Genomic DNA, 15,136 nt, shown 5'->3' with positions numbered 1-15,136 from the left:
TCGGAACTTTTTTATGTACGGCCGTACGCAACGTTGTGTACGCTCGTACGTATGACGTATATGACGCTGGCGGCGGCGATTCTCGCGGAGGTACTGGGGACGACCGCGATGAAGTACAGCGAGGGCTTCAGCAGACTGGTGCCCTCGCTCCTGACGGCGGCCGGCTATCTGGTGGCGTTCGTGCTCCTCGCGCAGACGCTCAAGAGCATGTCCGTGGGGACCGCCTACGCCATCTGGTCCGGTGCCGGGACGGCCGCGATCGCGCTGATCGGCATGGTGTTCATCGGCGAGTCGGTCACCGCCGCGAAGATCCTCGGCCTGCTGCTGGTGATATGCGGAGTCGTGGTGCTCAACCTGGGAGGTGCGCACTGATGGGACGGCGATACGACCCCGAGCGGCGGCAGCGGATCATCGACGCCGCGATCCGCCTGGTGGAGCTGAAAGGCATCTCGGCACTCAGTCACCGCTCGGTCGCGGCCGAAGCGGACGTGCCGCTCGGCTCCACCACCTACCACTTCGGGAGCCTGGACGATCTGCTCGTCGCGGCGCTCCAGCAGGTCACCTGCGGGCCGCAGTCCGAGATCGAGACCTGGGACCGGGAGCTGTCCGACCAGGAATCGCTGCTGGACGCGATGGTACGGATCCTGGAGGAGTACGCCTCGGGAGCGCACGGGCGCATCCGGTTGGAGTACGAGCTCTACCTCGCCGCCCTGCGCCGCCCGCCGCTCCAGCCGGTCGCGGCGGCCTGGATCGACGACTGGGTCGAGGTGGTCGGCCGGCACACCGCCGACCCCGCCACCGCGCGGGCGCTGGCGGCGCTGATCGACGGACTGCTGCTGCAAGTCCTGCTCACCGACCGGCCCTTCGACCGCGCAGAGGTCCGCTCGACGCTCGCCCGGGTGATCGGTGACCCGGGCCCGTCAGCGGCCGGTGACCGTCCGTAGCACCGCCCGGCCTGTGGACCGGTTCGTCACCGCGGGCCGAGGCCGGATAGCGTTCGAGGTATGACCGAAGCACCCACCTCCGCCGACACCCCCGGGGCCGTCGCCGCCGGCCTCGCCACCGTCGCTGCCGACGGGACCGTACTGGACACCTGGTTTCCGCAGCCGGAACTCGCTCCCGAGCCCGGTCCGGCCGGCAGCGAGCGGCTGAGCGCCGAGCGCGCCGCCGAGCTGCTCGGAAAGAGCGCTCCGCAGGCCCTGGGCGAGGACCCCCGCCGCGGGGTCGAGGTCGTGGCCGTCCGTACGGTCATCTCCTCGCTGGACGACAAGCCGCTGGACGCGCACGACGTGTACCTGCGCCTGCACCTGCTCAGCCACCGGCTGGTCCGCCCGCACGGCCTCAGCCTCGAAGGACAGTTCGCACACCTGTCCAATGTCGCCTGGACCAACCTGGGTCCGGTACCGGTGGACAAGGTCGAGGAGGCCCGGCTCGCCGCCCGCGCCTCGGGCGCGCACCTGGCGGTGACCAGCGTGGACAAGTTCCCGCGGATGACCGACTACGTGATCCCCAAGGGCGTCCGGATCGGCGACGCCGACCGGGTCCGGCTGGGCGCGCACCTCGCCGAGGGCACCACCGTCATGCACGAGGGCTTCTGCAACTTCAACGCCGGCACCCTGGGCACCTCCATGGTCGAGGGCCGGATCAGCGCGGGCGTCGTCCTCGGCGACGGCACCGACCTGGGCGGCGGCGCCTCGATCATGGGCACTCTCTCCGGCGGCGGCAAGCAGGTCGTCTCCATCGGCGAGCGCTGTCTGATCGGTGCCGAGGCGGGGATCGGGATCTCGCTCGGCGACGACTCGGTCGTCGAGGCCGGCCTCTACGTCACGGCCGGTACCCGTGTCACCCTGCCGGACGGGAAGATCGTCAAAGCGCTGGATCTGTCCGGCGCCGGCAACCTGCTCTTCCGCCGCAACTCGGTCACCGGCGCCGTCGAGGCCCTGCAGCGCAGCGGCTCGTGGGGCGGACTGAACGAGGCACTGCACAGCCACAACTGAGGCCCGCCCGCGCCTGCGCCGCCACGTCACCGCCGGCGGCGCGGCGCAGGCGTCACAACTGCGCAACCGATCGGGAGGGCGGTGGCGGCACCCGTCCCGCTCCGGTTCCGCAGGCCGTAGGCTTGCCGACATGCGTGATCTTGGGGCCGGGCTGCGGTACTTGGGGCGGGGACAGCGGTGGGTGCTCACCCACGGGCGGTGGTTCGGGTTCGGGCTGCTGCCCGCACTGATCACCCTCGTCCTCTACGCGGCGGCCCTCACCGCGCTCGCGTTCTCCGCGGATGACCTCGCCGCGTGGGCCACCCCCTTCGCCGACGACTGGGACGCCACAGGCCGCGCCCTGACCCGTGGCGTCTTCGCGGTCATGCTGTGGTGCGCCGTACTGATGCTGGCCGTGGTGACGTTCGCGGCGGTCACCCTGCTGATCGGCGACCCGTTCTACGAGAAGCTCTCCGAGCGGGTCGAGGAGAGCGCGGGCGGGCTGCCCGAACACGTCGTCGACCAGCCCCTGTGGCGGGAGCTGTGGACCTCGCTGTGCGACAGCGGCTATGTGCTCTTCCGGACGCTGCTGTTCACGGTCCCGCTCTTCTTCCTCGGCTTCGTGCCGGTGATCGGGCAGAGCGTCGTCCCTGCACTCGGCTTCTGCGTCGCGGGATTCTTCCTCACCCTGGAACTCGCCTCCGTCGGACTGCAGCGCCGGGGCGTTCCGGTGCGGGAGCGGCTGGCGATGCTGCGCCGGCGCAAGTCCCTCGCGCTGGGCTTCGGAGTGCCGCTGGCGCTGGCCTTCCTGGTGCCGCTGCTCGCCGTTCCGCTGATGCCGGGTGCCGTCGCGGGCGCGACCCTGCTGGTACGGGACCTGACCGGAACCCGGCCCGGCCCCGGCGGGGCGCCGGGTGCCGGGGGACGGCTGCCCCACGGCCCTGCCGGTCGGCAGGACCCGGCGCCCGGCTCCCCGTACGGCACCCCTCCGGCACCGCCCTACGGCGCACCGGGCTCCCCGCCCCGCGGCGTGCCCGGGGCGCCTCCGCACGGCGCGCAGCCCGTTGTTCCGCCGCCGTACGGGCCCGGAGGCGGCAAGCCGCCCCGGCGGGCCTGACCGTCCCGCCGGGGAGCGGCTCCCCGGCGCGGTCCGAGCGCTCCGACGCGGCGCGGCCCTGCGGCCCCCGGGGCGGAGCTTCCGGACCGCGCCGGTTCAGCGGCGCGTGATCCGGACCACCGACGGATCGTGGTCGCTGATCTGGTCGGCGAACTCCGCGTTGATGTGGACGATGTCGTACTCGGTCCGCCCGGCGCCCGGACTGGTCAGCAGGTGGTCCAGGGTCTGGGAGTTGCCGTTGTAGACGTAGCCGTAGCGTTCGTCGCGGGGCAGTCGGTCGAGCGGGCTGGTCAGCGCGTGGCCCGAGCGCAGCGTGCGCAGGGTGGGGGAGAAGGGGAAGTCGTTGAAGTCGCCGCCCGCCACGACCACGGCCTCCGGGTCGACGTCCTGCAGCGTGCGCACGAAACCGTTGACCACCTCGGCCTGTGCGACGCGCTGCTGCTCCGAGTGCCGGGCGGGCGGCTGGAAGCGGCCTTCCATCGGCTGGTCGCCACCCTTGGAGCTGAAGTGGTCGGCGATCACGAAGACCGTGCGGCCCCGGAAGCGGAACTCGCCCGCCAGCGGCTTGCGGCTGTCCTCCCAGGCGGTGTCCCGCGGGGCGATCCGGCCCGGTGAGGCGGACAGCGCGGGCTCGCCGCCCCGGTCCAGGACCCGCACCGGCGTCGTGGCGTCGCCGCCGGGCCGGTCGGTGAAGGACACCCGGGCGGGGTTGTAGAGGAACGCCACGCGGATGTTGCCGCCGGGCTGTCCGCCGTCCGCCTTGTCCGCCGGGTCGATCTGGCGCCACGCGTAGGAGGGCCCGCCCGCCTCGCGGATGGCCTCGGTCAGCTTCGTGAGGGTCCGGCCGGCGCCGACCGTGCCGTCGTCCTGCGGTCCCGAGTCGTCCTGGACCTCCTCGACGGTGACGATGTCGGGGGAGGAGAGGTTGGTGACCAGGCCCTCGGCCAGCCGCTCGAACTTGGCGGGCTCGGAAGCGGGGGAGAGGTTCTCGACGTTGTACGTCGCCACCGCCAGTTCGTTCCGGCGCTGCTCGCGGGTCCGCTCGCGCTCCAGGCCGTTGTCCCTGTGCTCGCCCAGTCCGGTGGCGCGCAGCGTGTAGCCGCCGTACTGCTCGTAGTCCAGCGGGCCTTCGGTGGTGCCGCTCAGCGCGTCGCCGACGTCGGCTTTCGGGAAGGGGTGCGTGTCGAGGGGGAGCAGCGAGGAGATCTTCATCCGGGCGCCGTTGCGATCCTCGTAGGAGCCGTAGAGGGTGCCGCCGCGCGGAGTCGGGCTGGTCCGGGTCGGTGGTCACCCACAGGTCGTGGTAGCGGCTGGTGGGGCCGGTGACCCGCACGTCGTGCACGGAGACGCGCATGCCCTCCAGCGACTCGTAGCGGTCCAGCGCGTACCGGCCCGGACGCAGCGGCCGGTTCTCGATGCTGCCTCCCCCCGATCCTCCGGATCCGGGGGGACCCTCATCCGCGTCCGGCGCGTACGCCTCCGGTACCGAGCGGGCGGTGAGCCGGACGGCCCTCGGCAGTCTCCCGCGGGAGCGGTGCCCGGTGGTCCGCCAGGTGGCGCCGCTCAGTTCGGTGACCGACTGGTTGCCCGCCTCCTTGCCGCCCGGGTAGTACTCCTGCACCTCGCCGGTGACCCGCAGCGCGTCCCCGACCTCGACTCCTGGGCTGTCTCCTCCGGTGTGGACGTAGATTCCCTCACTGGTGGCCCGGTCACGGTCGGGGTGCGGGTCCTGCAGCCAGAAGCCGCGCGCCGCACCGAAGTCGCGGACCCCGGTGACGATGCCGGGGACCCCGGTGACCTCCCGGCCCGCGAACGGGGAGAGCCGGGTGCGGCCTTGGATGTCGTGGATCCGCGGAGCGTGCGCGCCGACGGCGCCGGGCGCGTCGGCAGCCCCGGCGGACGAGGGCAGGACGAGCAGCCCGCAGCAGGCGGCGGCGACGGCGGCCGGTGCGGCCCCGAGCCGCCGGAACGGTGGGCGGGGCGGCAGTGCGGAGCGGAGCGGCAGGAACAGCGAGCGGAACGGCACCTGGGCCTCCGGGGGGTGGGGAGGGTGGACGCGGTCACGGGCATTCTCTACGCGCGTAAAGCATGGCGGGCCGACGCCGGTTGTCAAGGTCGTGACAGTTTGGTGGCGGCCTCGGTCCTCCCGGCGGGTCCGGTCAGCCGCCGCGGGACGCTGGGGCGGAGGTGTCCGGCAGGGGCGCTGACGCCGGCGGCAGGTCCCGCACCGAGGAACCGGAGGGGGCAGTGCTTGCACTTCTCGAACGCCCGAGTAAGGGTCGACTGCTTCCCAAGTAGGTTGCGCAGTCGGCACGCTGAGCGTGAGCCACCCTGGAAATGTATCGCAAACTTATATAAGCTCGTGCTTGATCGCGTGCCGGAGCCTCGTCCGGGCACACGGCCTGCAGTGCACCTCGGCGCAACGGCGCGTCAAAGACTTCTAGAGCGCTAGGTGAGGAACACGCCCATGACTGTGCGAATCGGCATCAACGGCTTCGGACGCATCGGTCGCAACGTCTTCCGTGCGGCGGCTGCGCGGGGCTCGGAGTTGGAGGTCGTCGCGGTCAACGACCTCGGTGACGTGCCCACGATGGCTCATCTGCTCGCCTACGACTCGATCCTGGGCCGTTTCCCCGAGGAGGTCACCGCGGAAGCGGGTGCCATCCGCGTGGGGGACCGGACGGTCAAGGTCCTCGCCGAGCGCGACCCGGGCGACCTGCCCTGGGGCGACCTCGGAGTGGACATCGTGATCGAGTCCACCGGTATCTTCACCGACGCCGCGAAGGCGCGTTCACATATTGAAGGCGGCGCCAAGAAGGTCCTCATCGCCGCGCCGGCCAAGGACGAGGACATCACCGTGGTCCTGGGCGTCAACGACGGCGACTACGACCCCGAACGCCACGCCATCATCTCCAACGCCTCCTGCACCACCAACTGTCTCGGCGTGCTGGCCAAGGTGCTGCACGACGCAGTCGGTATCGACAGCGGCATGATGACCACGGCCCACGCCTACACGCAGGACCAGAACCTCCAGGACGCCCCGCACAAGGACCTGCGCCGGGCCCGGGCCGCGGCCATGAACATCGTGCCGACCTCCAGCGGCGCCGCCAAGGCCATCGGCCTCGTCCTCCCGGAACTCGCCGGCCGGATGGACGCCTTCGCGCTGCGGGTGCCCGTGCCCACCGGCTCGGTCACCGACCTCACGGTCACCACCCGCCGCGGTACCACGGTGGACGAGGTGAAGGAGGCGTACGCGGCGGCGGCCGCGGGGCCGTACAAGGGCGTGCTGTCCTATGTGGACGCGCCGTTGGTCAGCAGCGACATCGTGGGCGACCCGGCCTCCTGCGTGTTCGACGCCGGTCTCACCCGGGTGTCCGGCCCGCAGGTCAAGGTCGTCGGCTGGTACGACAACGAGTGGGGCTACTCGAACCGTCTCATCGACCTGGCACTGCTCGTCGGATCGTCTCTGTAGTCACCGGCCGATCCGGCGCCTGCACCACCCGCACGTCAGCAATGATCGTCCGCCGAACCGGCGGCCGACATCTTCGCGCGCCCGTCGACCGGGTGCGCCGTGCACCCGACGTCACCGATGCCGTCGGCGTGCACGGATGTCCGACGAATCCATGCCTGACTCCGGAGGACGGGGGACATGAAGGAACTGCCGACACTACCGTTCGACAACCCATCCGTGCTCGGTGTCGCGCCCCGGATGCGCGCGCTGCAGCATGAAGGGCCGATCACCCCGGTGCGGGCGGCCGGTGAGGAGGCCTGGCTGGTCACCCGCTATGACGAGGTCAGGGCGCTGCTGGCCGACCGCCGACTCGGTCTCAGCAACCCCTACCCGGCGCGGCAGCCCAAGACCACGGCCCGGAGCACCATGATGGCGCTGATGGCCGGGGACGACCACGAGACCGAGGCCGCCGACCATCCGCAGATGCGCGAGCTGCTCGTCCCCCGGTTCTCCACGCGCCGGATGCGCATGATGAAGTCCCGGATCGAGCAGCACGTGGACGAGTTGCTCGACCAACTGGCCGCCGGCCCCCGGCCCGCCGATCTGCACCGCGCGCTGTCGTTTCCGCTGCCGACCATGGTGGTCTGCGATCTGCTCGGAGTACCGCTGGCCGACCGGGAGCGGTTCGGTCAGTGGGCGCGAGGCACCTTCGACCAGAGCGACGACGGCCGGCACTCGGCGCACACCTTCCAACAGGTCGTCGACTACACGACGGAACTGGTGGCGCGGAAGCGCACCGAGCCGGGCGACGACATCCTGTCCGAGCTGATCGCCGCCAAGGACGGCTCGCTGTCCGACGAGTACATCGCCCAGTTGGGCAACGCCGTGCTGCTGTTCGGCTACGAGACCACCATCGTCCGTATCGACCTGGGCACTCTGCTGATGCTGCGCAATCCGGAGCAGAGCGCCCTGCTGGCCGAGAAGCCCGAACTCGCCCCCGCGGCGGTCGAGGAGATCCTCCGGCTGGCCGTCGGCGGCAAGGGGTCCAACGCGCTCATACCCCGCTACGCGCACAGCGACATCACCGTCGGCGACACAGTGATCCGTACCGGGGACGCAGTGCTGCTGGCCATCGGAGCAGCCAACATCGACGGACACGCGTACCCCGACCCCGACCTGATGGACATCACCCGGGACAGGCCCAAGTCGCACCTGTCGTTCGGTCACGGCACCCGGCACTGCATCGGCCGGGTGCTGGCCCGGATCGAACTGACCGCGGTGTTCGAGCGGCTGTTCCGCAGACTGCCCGATCTGCGGCTCGCGGTGCCCGAGGAGGAGCTGCGCTGGCAGGAGCACCGGATCACCGGCGGGTTCGATGAGATCCCCGTTACTTTCTGACCGCCGGTGCCCGCGCCCCGCAGCCGAGCCGAGCCCCGACCCTCTGGATGTCGGCGCCGGCCGATCCGGTGGTCACCTCTCGTCACCTCGCCTCACCCGGCACCATCGAAGACGCCTGCCTGTTCGGACGTTCAATGCTCCTTCCCCACATCACGAGGACAAGGAACCATGACGGACACTTTCAGCGACTACGTCGACTGCACGCCCCTCCTCGACGACCATCAGGCCCTCGACCGGTTCTACGACGAGCACGGCTACGTCTTCCTGCGCGGCGCCCTGGACCCCGAACTCGTGCGGACCGCCGCCGAGCAGATGCTCGAGGGGCTGATCGGACTCGGCCACGCCGCTCCGGGCACCACGCTCGACAACCTCACCATCGACTCCTTCGAGGCGGTCGACGAGGTGGCGATGCACGACTACGTCAAGTACGACGACCTGTGGAACCACCCCTCGACCGTCAAGGTCTGGGAGAAGGTCTTCGGGGAGCCCGTCTTCGTCTTCGCCTCCACGACGATCCGCTACTACCCGTCCGCCGCGGGTTCCGAGGAGCCGAGTTTCCTGACGCCGCTGCACCAGGACGGCTTCTACATAGGCCCGAACAAGGACTTCCGGACCGCCTGGATACCCCTGCTCCCGACGAGCCGGGACACCGGCGGTGTCGCCCTCGCCGACGGCAGTCACAAGAAGGGCCCGCGCGAGCACGTCGTCACCGAGAACTTCCGCCGCTTCGGCCACCCCGTGCGCGGTGTCCCGACGGAGGAGTTCGGCGGGGACGGGCAGTTGCTGTTCTCTCCCATGGAGCCGGGCGACGTGCTCCTGTTCCACGCCTTCATGTGCCACAAGTCCATCCCGAACGTCTCGGCGCATCCGGCCCGCATGCGGATGTCGATGGACACCCGCGTCCAGCCCGCCTCCTCGCACCGCGGGTTCAACGCGCTGACGCCCTGGCCGGAGTCCGCGAAGGACGCCTCCAAGGGAATCATGTCCAAGATCACCGGCACTCCCACCGCCGTCGAGTGACGTCGGCCCCGCACTCTCTCCCACCGTCCCCCACGCACCCCTGGGCAGGCAGCACATGACGCATCGCGAGGGACTCTCCCCGCCGAAGGAGCCCGACGCGACGCCGGCGTCCTCCGCCGGCCCGGAACCGGCCGCCGCGGGGCTCGGCGGTGTCGCCCTCGTGGTGGTCCTCCTCGGGTACGCGCTGTCCATCGTGGACGCCTCCATCGTCAATGTGGCGCTGGACCCGATCGGTGCGGATCTCCACGGCGGCCCGGCGGCGCTGGAGCTGGTGGTGTCCGGCTACGGCCTCACCTACGCCCTCGGCCTGGTGCTGGGCGGACGGCTGGGCGACGCCTTCGGCAGGCGGGAACTGTACGCGTACGGGCTGGCGGCGTTCACCGTCACCTCGGCGCTGTGCGGACTCGCCCCGACCATCGAGTTCCTCGTCACGGCCCGGCTGCTGCAGGGGGCCGCCGCTGCCATGCTCGTACCGCAGGTGCTGGCGACGATCCAGGCTGTCAGCCAGGGCCGCGAGCGGGCCCGCGCGATCGCCATGTACGGCGTGACCGCGGCCCTCGGCATGGTCGTCGGGCAGATTCTGGGCGGGCTGCTGGTCTCGCTGGACGTGGCCGGGATCGGCTGGCGGTCGGTCTTCCTGATCAATGTGCCGGTCGGGGTGGTCGCACTGCTCGCGATCCGGCGGGTCCCCGCGACCAGGGCCGGGACCAGGCCCGGGTTCGACCCGGCGGGCACCCTGCTGTTCGGTGCGACCATGGTCTGCGTCCTGGCCGTGGTCGTGGCGGGGCCCGACCTGGACTGGCCGCTGTGGCTGTGGGCGCTGCTCGTGGTCGCCGCGGTGGGACTGTGGGCGCTGGTGCGGGTCGAGCGCGGACTGGAGGCGCGGGGCGGCTCACCGCTGCTGTCCCCGACGGTGCTGTCCCATCCGGGCACCCGCAGGGGGCTCGCGGCCGTGGTGCCGTTCCAGGCCGGCTTCGGTGCCTTCCTCTTCGTCTACGCGCTGATCGCGCAGGGACACTTCGGGTTCCACGGGCTGGCCTCCGGCGGGGGACTGGCGCCGTTCGCCGTGGCGTTCTTCGCGGTGGCCCGGTTCACCCCGAAGATCGTGGCGGTCCTGGGCGGCCGGATCGTCGCCCTGGGCGCCCTCGTCCAGGGCGCGGGTCTGGTGCTGCTGGCGCTGGTGATGGGGCTGGGCTGGCCGCATCCCTCCCTGACACTCGTGCTCATCGGGATCGCCCTCTTCGGTGCCGGTGCGGCGCTGATCGGTCCCACGCTGTTCCGGATGATCCTCGCCGACGTACCTCCCGCGCAGGCCGGCATGGGCAGCGGTGTGCTGGTGACCAGTCAGCAGATGGCGACCGCGCTGGGCACGACCGTCGGCGGAACCCTCTTCGTCTCCCTGGACGGTCCGTTCTCGACGGCGACGGCGGCCGTGCTCGTCCTCGCCCTGTTGATGTGCTTCGCAGCGACCGTCCTCGTGATCAGTCTGAAGCTCCCCGACCCCCGCTGACATCCTCCTTCCCGAACGGCGCCACCGGAACGGACCTTCTCGCGAGCAACAGCGCGCTGCCCTTCGCCGCACCCCGCGCGCAGAGCGGAGAGAGCCCAGTGGACCTGCAGACCAGGACGGCCGTGGTGACCGGCGCCGCCAGCGGCATCGGCCTCGCCCTCAGCGCCCGCTTCGCGCGCGCCGGCGTCAGCGTGATCATGGCGGACATCGACGAGGGAGTGCACTGCCGGGCGTCCGAACTCGCCGCAGGTGGCGTCCGGGTCACGGCGCTGACGGCCGACCTGACCGATCCGCACGCCGTCGACCGGCTCGCGGACACGGCGTTCGACCGGTTCGGCGGCGTCGACGTGGTGTGCAACAACGCCGGGGTGCTCGGTCCCGTGGGGCAGCCGCTGTGGGAGGTGCCGCTGGAGCGGATGCGGCAGGTCTTCGAGACCAACCACTGGGCGCACGTCCTGGTGGCCCGCGCCTTCGTGCCCCGGCTCCTGGAGCGCGGCCGCCCGGCCCATCTGATCCACACGGCCTCGATGTCCGCTTTCGTCGTCGGCGCGGGCAGCGCGGCCTACGCCGCCTCCAAACACGCCGACCTCGCCGTCGCCCGCAGCCTGCGGGCCGACCTGCGGGACACCGGGATCCGGGTCTCGGTGCTGTGCCCCGGCCGGGTCGACACCCCCATGGTGCAGGGCCTGGCCGCCCCGCGCGGTGCCGGCGGTGACACGTCGGTGAGCGCCGAGGACGTGGCCGGGCTCGTCTGGGAAGCCCTCGGCACCGACCGGTTCTACCTGTTCAGCAACCCCGACGCCGCGCAGCGGCTGCGTGCCCAGTTCGACGAGGTGTGGCGTCATGTTCCCCTTCCGTCCCCTTCCCCCGAGGAGTAGCTGTGGCCCGCGCCGACAGCGACGACCGTAGCGACGAGACACCGGCCATCGACCTGGAAGCGGTGAGGGAGAAGTACCGGCAGGAACGCGACAAGCGCAGCGCCGGCCGTACCTACCAGTTCGCACGCGGGGACTTCAGCCGCTATGCGCGCGACCCCTACACCGAGCGCAAGGAACGCGAGCCGCTCACCGACGAGGTGGACGTCGCCGTCGTCGGCGCCGGCATCGGCGGCCTGCTGACCGGCGCGCACCTGCGCAAGGAGACCGGCCTGGAGCGCATCCGGCTGATCGACGAGGCGGGCGATGTCGGCGGCACCTGGTACTGGAACCGTTTCCCCGGGGTCCGGTGCGACGTCGAGAGCTACATCTACATGCCGATACTCGAAGAGATCGGGACGATACCCACCGAGAAGTACTCCACCGGCCCCGAGATCTTCGCGCACCTCCAGCAGATCGCCCGCAGGTACGACCTCTACCGCGACGCTCTCTTCCAGACCACCGTCACCGAGCTGCGCTGGGACGAGACCGCCGGGAAGTGGCTGGTGAGCACCGACCGCGGGGACGTCATCCGGGCCCGGTACGTGGCCATGTCGATCGGCCTGATGCACCGCCCGAAACTCCCCGGGCTGCCGGGCCTGGAGACCTTCGCCGGACACTCCTTCCACACCAGCCGCTGGGACTTCGACTACACCGGCGGTGACAGCACCGGCGGCCTGACCGGGCTGACGGACAAGACGGTCGGCGTCATCGGCACCGGCTCGACGACGGTCCAGATCGCCCCGCACCTCGCCGAGTGGGCCGAACAGCTCGTCATCTTCCAGCGGACCCCGGCGGCGGTCGACGTCCGCGGCAACCGGCCCACCGAGCCGGACTGGGCGGACAGCCTCGAACCGGGCTGGCAGCAGCGCCGGATGGAGAACTTCCACGCGCTGACCTCCGGTATCCCGCAGGACGAGGACCTGGTCCAGGACCGCTGGACCCAGACCACGGCCAAGCTGGCCGCCGCGATCCTGCCCACCGGCGACACCGGGGGCGACCCGAAGGAGCGGGCGCTCGCGGCCGAGCAGGCGGACTTCCGCAAGATGGAGGAACTGCGCGCCCGCATCGACAGCTTCGTCACCGACCCCGCCACCGCCGCAGCCCTCAAGCCGTACTACCGCGTGTACTGCAAGCGGCCCTGCTTCCACGACAGCTACCTGCAGACCTTCAACCGGCCCAACGTGACCCTGGTCGACACCCAGGGGCAGGGCGTGGAGCGGCTCACCGCGGCCGGGGTGGTCGCGAACGGCCGGGAGTACCCGCTCGACTGCCTGGTCTTCGCCACCGGATACGAGCACGAGTTCGCCGTCCCGTACACCGACCGCGCCGGCTACGACATCGTCGGCCGCGACGGCCTGAAGCTGTCGCAGAAGTGGGCGAACGGCGCGCACACCCTGCACGGGTTGCAGGTGAACGGCTTCCCCAACTGCTTCATCCTGTCCAAGATCCAGGCCGGCCGGCACGTGAACATCGCCTACATGCTGGGCGAGCAGGCCCGGCACCTCGCGCACATCGTCAAGTGCGTGGAGGAGCGCGGCCACCGGGTCGTGGAGGCGTCCGGGACCGGTGAGAAGGAATGGGTCGAGGAGATCCTCCGGCTGGCCAGCAGCGACATCGACTTCCTGGAGAACTGCACACCCGGCCTGTACAACAACGAGGGCGATCCGGGCGGGCTGCCGCTGCTCAACTCCAGTTACGGCGGCGGCTCCGTGGAGTTCGTGAGCATCCTGCGGCGCTGGCGCGAGGCGGGTGACCTCGCCGGCCTCGAACTGCGCTGACCACCCCACCGTTCCACGAAAGGCGGAAACGCCCATGGACGTCACGCCGATCCCCGGCGCCGCTCTCGGCGCCGTCGTGCACGGCTCCCATGTCACCGGCGACATGGGCAGGGCCCAGTTCGAGGAGATCTGGGCGGCGCTCGACAAGCATCTCGTACTCGTCTTCCGCGGCCACGAAACCCCCTCCTACGAGGAGTTCCTGGCCTTCGGACGCCGCTTCGGGTACATCCCGAAGACCGGCCTGACCAGCGGTGCCCATCCCGATCACAACGAGATCCTGATCGTCTCCAATCTGACGGAGGACGGCCGCAAGATCGGCGTCGGGGACGCCGCCTGGATGGACTGGCACACCGACTACTCCTTCCGCCCCCGCGTCTCCCAGGTCGGCTTCCTGGAGGCCCTGGAAGTGCCGCCCTCCGGCGGCGGACAGACCCTCTTCACCGACATGTACGCGCTGTACGAGGCGCTGTCGCCCGAGGAGCGCCGGCGCCTGCACTCCTACCGGGTCCGGCACGGCCTGCGCACCGGGTACGAGGGGACCATCGAGGAAGAGCTGCAGGGCGAGGTGTCCCTCGGCGAGCGCAGCGGACGGATCCAGCCCGAGGACGGCACCTCGACCGTCCACCCACTGATCGCCCGCAATCCGCGGACCGGCCGCCAGTCGGTCTACGTCAGCACCCTGAACACCAAGCGGATCGTGGACCTGGCCCCCGACGAGAGCCGCAAGCTGCTCGACGAACTGCTCTCGCACGCGGGCAGGCCCGAGTACACCTATGCCCACGCCTGGCAGCCCGGGGACATCGTCATGTGGGACCAGCTCGGCACCGTCCACGCCAAGCAGCCCTTCGACCCCGCCGAACGGCGCCTCATGCGGCAGGTCGTCAGCATCTTCGACGACCCGGCCGATCCCTGGCGCGCGGAGGTCGCCGTATGAGCACTGCGCCCCCGTGCCTCACCCACAGCCGGGCCACCATCACCCCGGCACTGCGCGCCGCCGTCGACCGACTGGACCACCGCTCACGACACCAGGCGGCCTACCATTTCGGGTGGATCACCGCAGGTGGGGCGCCCACGAGCGGCGACGCCGGCAAGGCCGTCCGACCGGCGCTCGCGCTGCTGTCCGCCGAGGCGGTCGGCGCCTCCCCGGAGGTCGCCCTGCCCGGCGCCGTCGCCGTGGAACTGGTGCACAACTTCTCTCTCGTGCACGACGACCTGATGGACGGCGACGAGGAGCGCCGCCACAAGCGCACCGTGTGGAAGCTGTGGGGCTCCTCCAGCGCGATCCTGACCGGTGACGCGATGCTGACGCTCGCCCAGGAGGTGCTGCTGGACGCCGGGACTAAGACGGCCGCGCCCGCCGCCCGGCTGCTGGCCCGTACCACCCGGCACCTCATCCGGGGCCAGGTCCAGGATCTGTCCTTCGAGCGGCGCCCGTACGTCACGGTCGACGAGTGCCTCGAGATGGCCGCCGACAAGACCGGCGCGCTGCTGTCGGCGAGCTCCGCGATCGGCGCCGTCCTCGCCGGAGCGCCGACGGCGACGGTGGACGCGCTGGCCCGCTACGGCGACGAGGTGGGCCGTGCCTTCCAGCTCACCGACGACGTCCTCGGTATCTGGGGCGACCCGGCCGTCACCGGAAAGTCGGTCCACTCCGATCTGCGCGCCCGCAAGAAGTCCCTGCCCGTCAGCTACGCGCTCCAGCAGGGCGGCACGCTCGGCGTCGAGCTGGCCACCTGGCTGTCCGCACCCGGCGAACCCGACGAGGAGGAACTGCGCCGCGCGGCCGAACTGATCGACGGGGCCGGAGGCCGCGAATGGGCCCTGGCCGAGGCTGCCCGGCGGATGAAGCTGGCCGAGGACGCGCTGCTCGGTATCGACCTGGACGCCGGCGCGCGCGACGAACTGCTCGCGCTCGGGCGCTTCGTCGTCGACCGGGACGGGTGAGGACCCGGCCCGGCCCGCCGTATCC

At 71.2% G+C, this 15,136-nt stretch carries 12 protein-coding genes and 1 pseudogene; 12 read left to right on the top strand and 1 reads right to left on the bottom strand.

Going from position 1 to position 15,136, the window contains the following annotated elements:
• The first annotated feature begins 51 nt into the window (after window positions 1–51).
• The 4 genes from P2424_RS05680 (at window position 52) to P2424_RS05665 (ending at window position 3,093) form a co-directional block, all read left to right on the top strand.
• Complete coding sequence (locus P2424_RS05680; RefSeq protein ID WP_074998103.1) at window positions 52–372, top strand: multidrug efflux SMR transporter; 321 nt, start codon at window positions 52–54, stop codon at window positions 370–372.
• Window positions 372–944, top strand: coding sequence for a TetR family transcriptional regulator (locus P2424_RS05675; protein WP_276474693.1), 573 nt, complete (start codon window positions 372–374; stop codon window positions 942–944). The genes P2424_RS05680 and P2424_RS05675 overlap by 1 nt, the downstream gene beginning before the upstream one ends.
• A 60-nt stretch (window positions 945–1,004) precedes the next feature.
• On the top strand, window positions 1,005–1,997 hold the full coding sequence (dapD, locus tag P2424_RS05670; RefSeq protein ID WP_276474692.1) for a 2,3,4,5-tetrahydropyridine-2,6-dicarboxylate N-succinyltransferase: 993 nt from the start codon (window positions 1,005–1,007) through the stop codon (window positions 1,995–1,997).
• A 130-nt stretch (window positions 1,998–2,127) separates the two neighbouring features.
• The gene (locus tag P2424_RS05665) at window positions 2,128–3,093 is read left to right on the top strand and encodes an EI24 domain-containing protein (RefSeq protein ID WP_276474691.1); all 966 of its coding nucleotides are present in this window, start codon (window positions 2,128–2,130) and stop codon (window positions 3,091–3,093) included.
• 96 nt (window positions 3,094–3,189) lie between these two features.
• On the opposite strand, the pseudogene P2424_RS05660 reads toward P2424_RS05665, so the two are convergent.
• A pseudogene (locus P2424_RS05660) lies at window positions 3,190–5,002 on the bottom strand (endonuclease/exonuclease/phosphatase family protein).
• Between the two features lie 558 nt (window positions 5,003–5,560).
• On the opposite strand from P2424_RS05660, the gene gap reads away from it, so the two are divergent.
• From gap to P2424_RS05620, 8 genes are all read left to right on the top strand, one after another.
• A complete protein-coding gene (gene gap, locus P2424_RS05655; protein ID WP_276474690.1) occupies window positions 5,561–6,565 on the top strand; it encodes a type I glyceraldehyde-3-phosphate dehydrogenase in 1,005 nt (334 codons plus the stop codon).
• A gap of 177 nt (window positions 6,566–6,742) precedes the next feature.
• Window positions 6,743–7,942, top strand: a complete 1,200-nt coding sequence (gene penM, locus P2424_RS05650) for a pentalenolactone synthase (protein ID WP_276474689.1) — start codon at window positions 6,743–6,745, stop codon at window positions 7,940–7,942.
• A gap of 168 nt (window positions 7,943–8,110) precedes the next feature.
• Window positions 8,111–8,962, top strand: coding sequence for a 1-deoxypentalenic acid 11-beta-hydroxylase (gene ptlH / locus P2424_RS05645; protein ID WP_276474688.1), 852 nt, complete (start codon window positions 8,111–8,113; stop codon window positions 8,960–8,962).
• A 55-nt stretch (window positions 8,963–9,017) separates the two neighbouring features.
• Complete coding sequence (locus P2424_RS05640; RefSeq protein WP_276474687.1) at window positions 9,018–10,472, top strand: MFS transporter; 1,455 nt, start codon at window positions 9,018–9,020, stop codon at window positions 10,470–10,472.
• Window positions 10,473–10,570: 98 nt separating this feature from the next.
• Complete coding sequence (gene ptlF / locus P2424_RS05635; RefSeq protein ID WP_276474686.1) at window positions 10,571–11,350, top strand: 1-deoxy-11-beta-hydroxypentalenate dehydrogenase; 780 nt, start codon at window positions 10,571–10,573, stop codon at window positions 11,348–11,350.
• A gap of 2 nt (window positions 11,351–11,352) precedes the next feature.
• On the top strand, window positions 11,353–13,167 hold the full coding sequence (ptlE, locus tag P2424_RS05630) for a neopentalenolactone/pentalenolactone D synthase (RefSeq protein ID WP_276474685.1): 1,815 nt from the start codon (window positions 11,353–11,355) through the stop codon (window positions 13,165–13,167).
• A gap of 34 nt (window positions 13,168–13,201) precedes the next feature.
• On the top strand, window positions 13,202–14,101 hold the full coding sequence (gene ptlD, locus P2424_RS05625; RefSeq protein ID WP_276474684.1) for a neopentalenolactone/pentalenolactone F synthase: 900 nt from the start codon (window positions 13,202–13,204) through the stop codon (window positions 14,099–14,101).
• Entirely contained in the window at window positions 14,098–15,111 is a 1,014-nt protein-coding gene (locus P2424_RS05620) for a polyprenyl synthetase family protein (RefSeq protein ID WP_276474683.1), read from the top strand. Before ptlD ends, P2424_RS05620 begins: the two co-directional genes overlap by 4 nt.
• Window positions 15,112–15,136: the final 25 nt, after the last annotated feature.

Source organism: Streptomyces sp. WMMB303 (genome assembly GCF_029351045.1).
In the GTDB taxonomy this organism is placed as follows: domain Bacteria; phylum Actinomycetota; class Actinomycetes; order Streptomycetales; family Streptomycetaceae; genus Streptomyces.
Note: the sequence above shows the minus strand (reverse complement) of the source record. Positions and strands in the feature narration are given on the sequence as shown.

What these genes read in the sequence shown, in the direction of transcription:
- P2424_RS05680 (WP_074998103.1), top strand. Translation starts at nt 52, where the DNA reads ATGACGTATATGACGCTGGCGGCGGCGATTCTCGCGGAGGTACTGGGG.
- P2424_RS05675 (WP_276474693.1), top strand. Translation starts at nt 372, where the DNA reads ATGGGACGGCGATACGACCCCGAGCGGCGGCAGCGGATCATCGACGCC.
- dapD (WP_276474692.1), top strand. Translation starts at nt 1,005, where the DNA reads ATGACCGAAGCACCCACCTCCGCCGACACCCCCGGGGCCGTCGCCGCC.
- P2424_RS05665 (WP_276474691.1), top strand. Translation starts at nt 2,128, where the DNA reads ATGCGTGATCTTGGGGCCGGGCTGCGGTACTTGGGGCGGGGACAGCGG.
- gap (WP_276474690.1), top strand. Translation starts at nt 5,561, where the DNA reads ATGACTGTGCGAATCGGCATCAACGGCTTCGGACGCATCGGTCGCAAC.
- penM (WP_276474689.1), top strand. Translation starts at nt 6,743, where the DNA reads ATGAAGGAACTGCCGACACTACCGTTCGACAACCCATCCGTGCTCGGT.
- ptlH (WP_276474688.1), top strand. Translation starts at nt 8,111, where the DNA reads ATGACGGACACTTTCAGCGACTACGTCGACTGCACGCCCCTCCTCGAC.
- P2424_RS05640 (WP_276474687.1), top strand. Translation starts at nt 9,018, where the DNA reads ATGACGCATCGCGAGGGACTCTCCCCGCCGAAGGAGCCCGACGCGACG.
- ptlD (WP_276474684.1), top strand. Translation starts at nt 13,202, where the DNA reads ATGGACGTCACGCCGATCCCCGGCGCCGCTCTCGGCGCCGTCGTGCAC.
- P2424_RS05620 (WP_276474683.1), top strand. Translation starts at nt 14,098, where the DNA reads ATGAGCACTGCGCCCCCGTGCCTCACCCACAGCCGGGCCACCATCACC.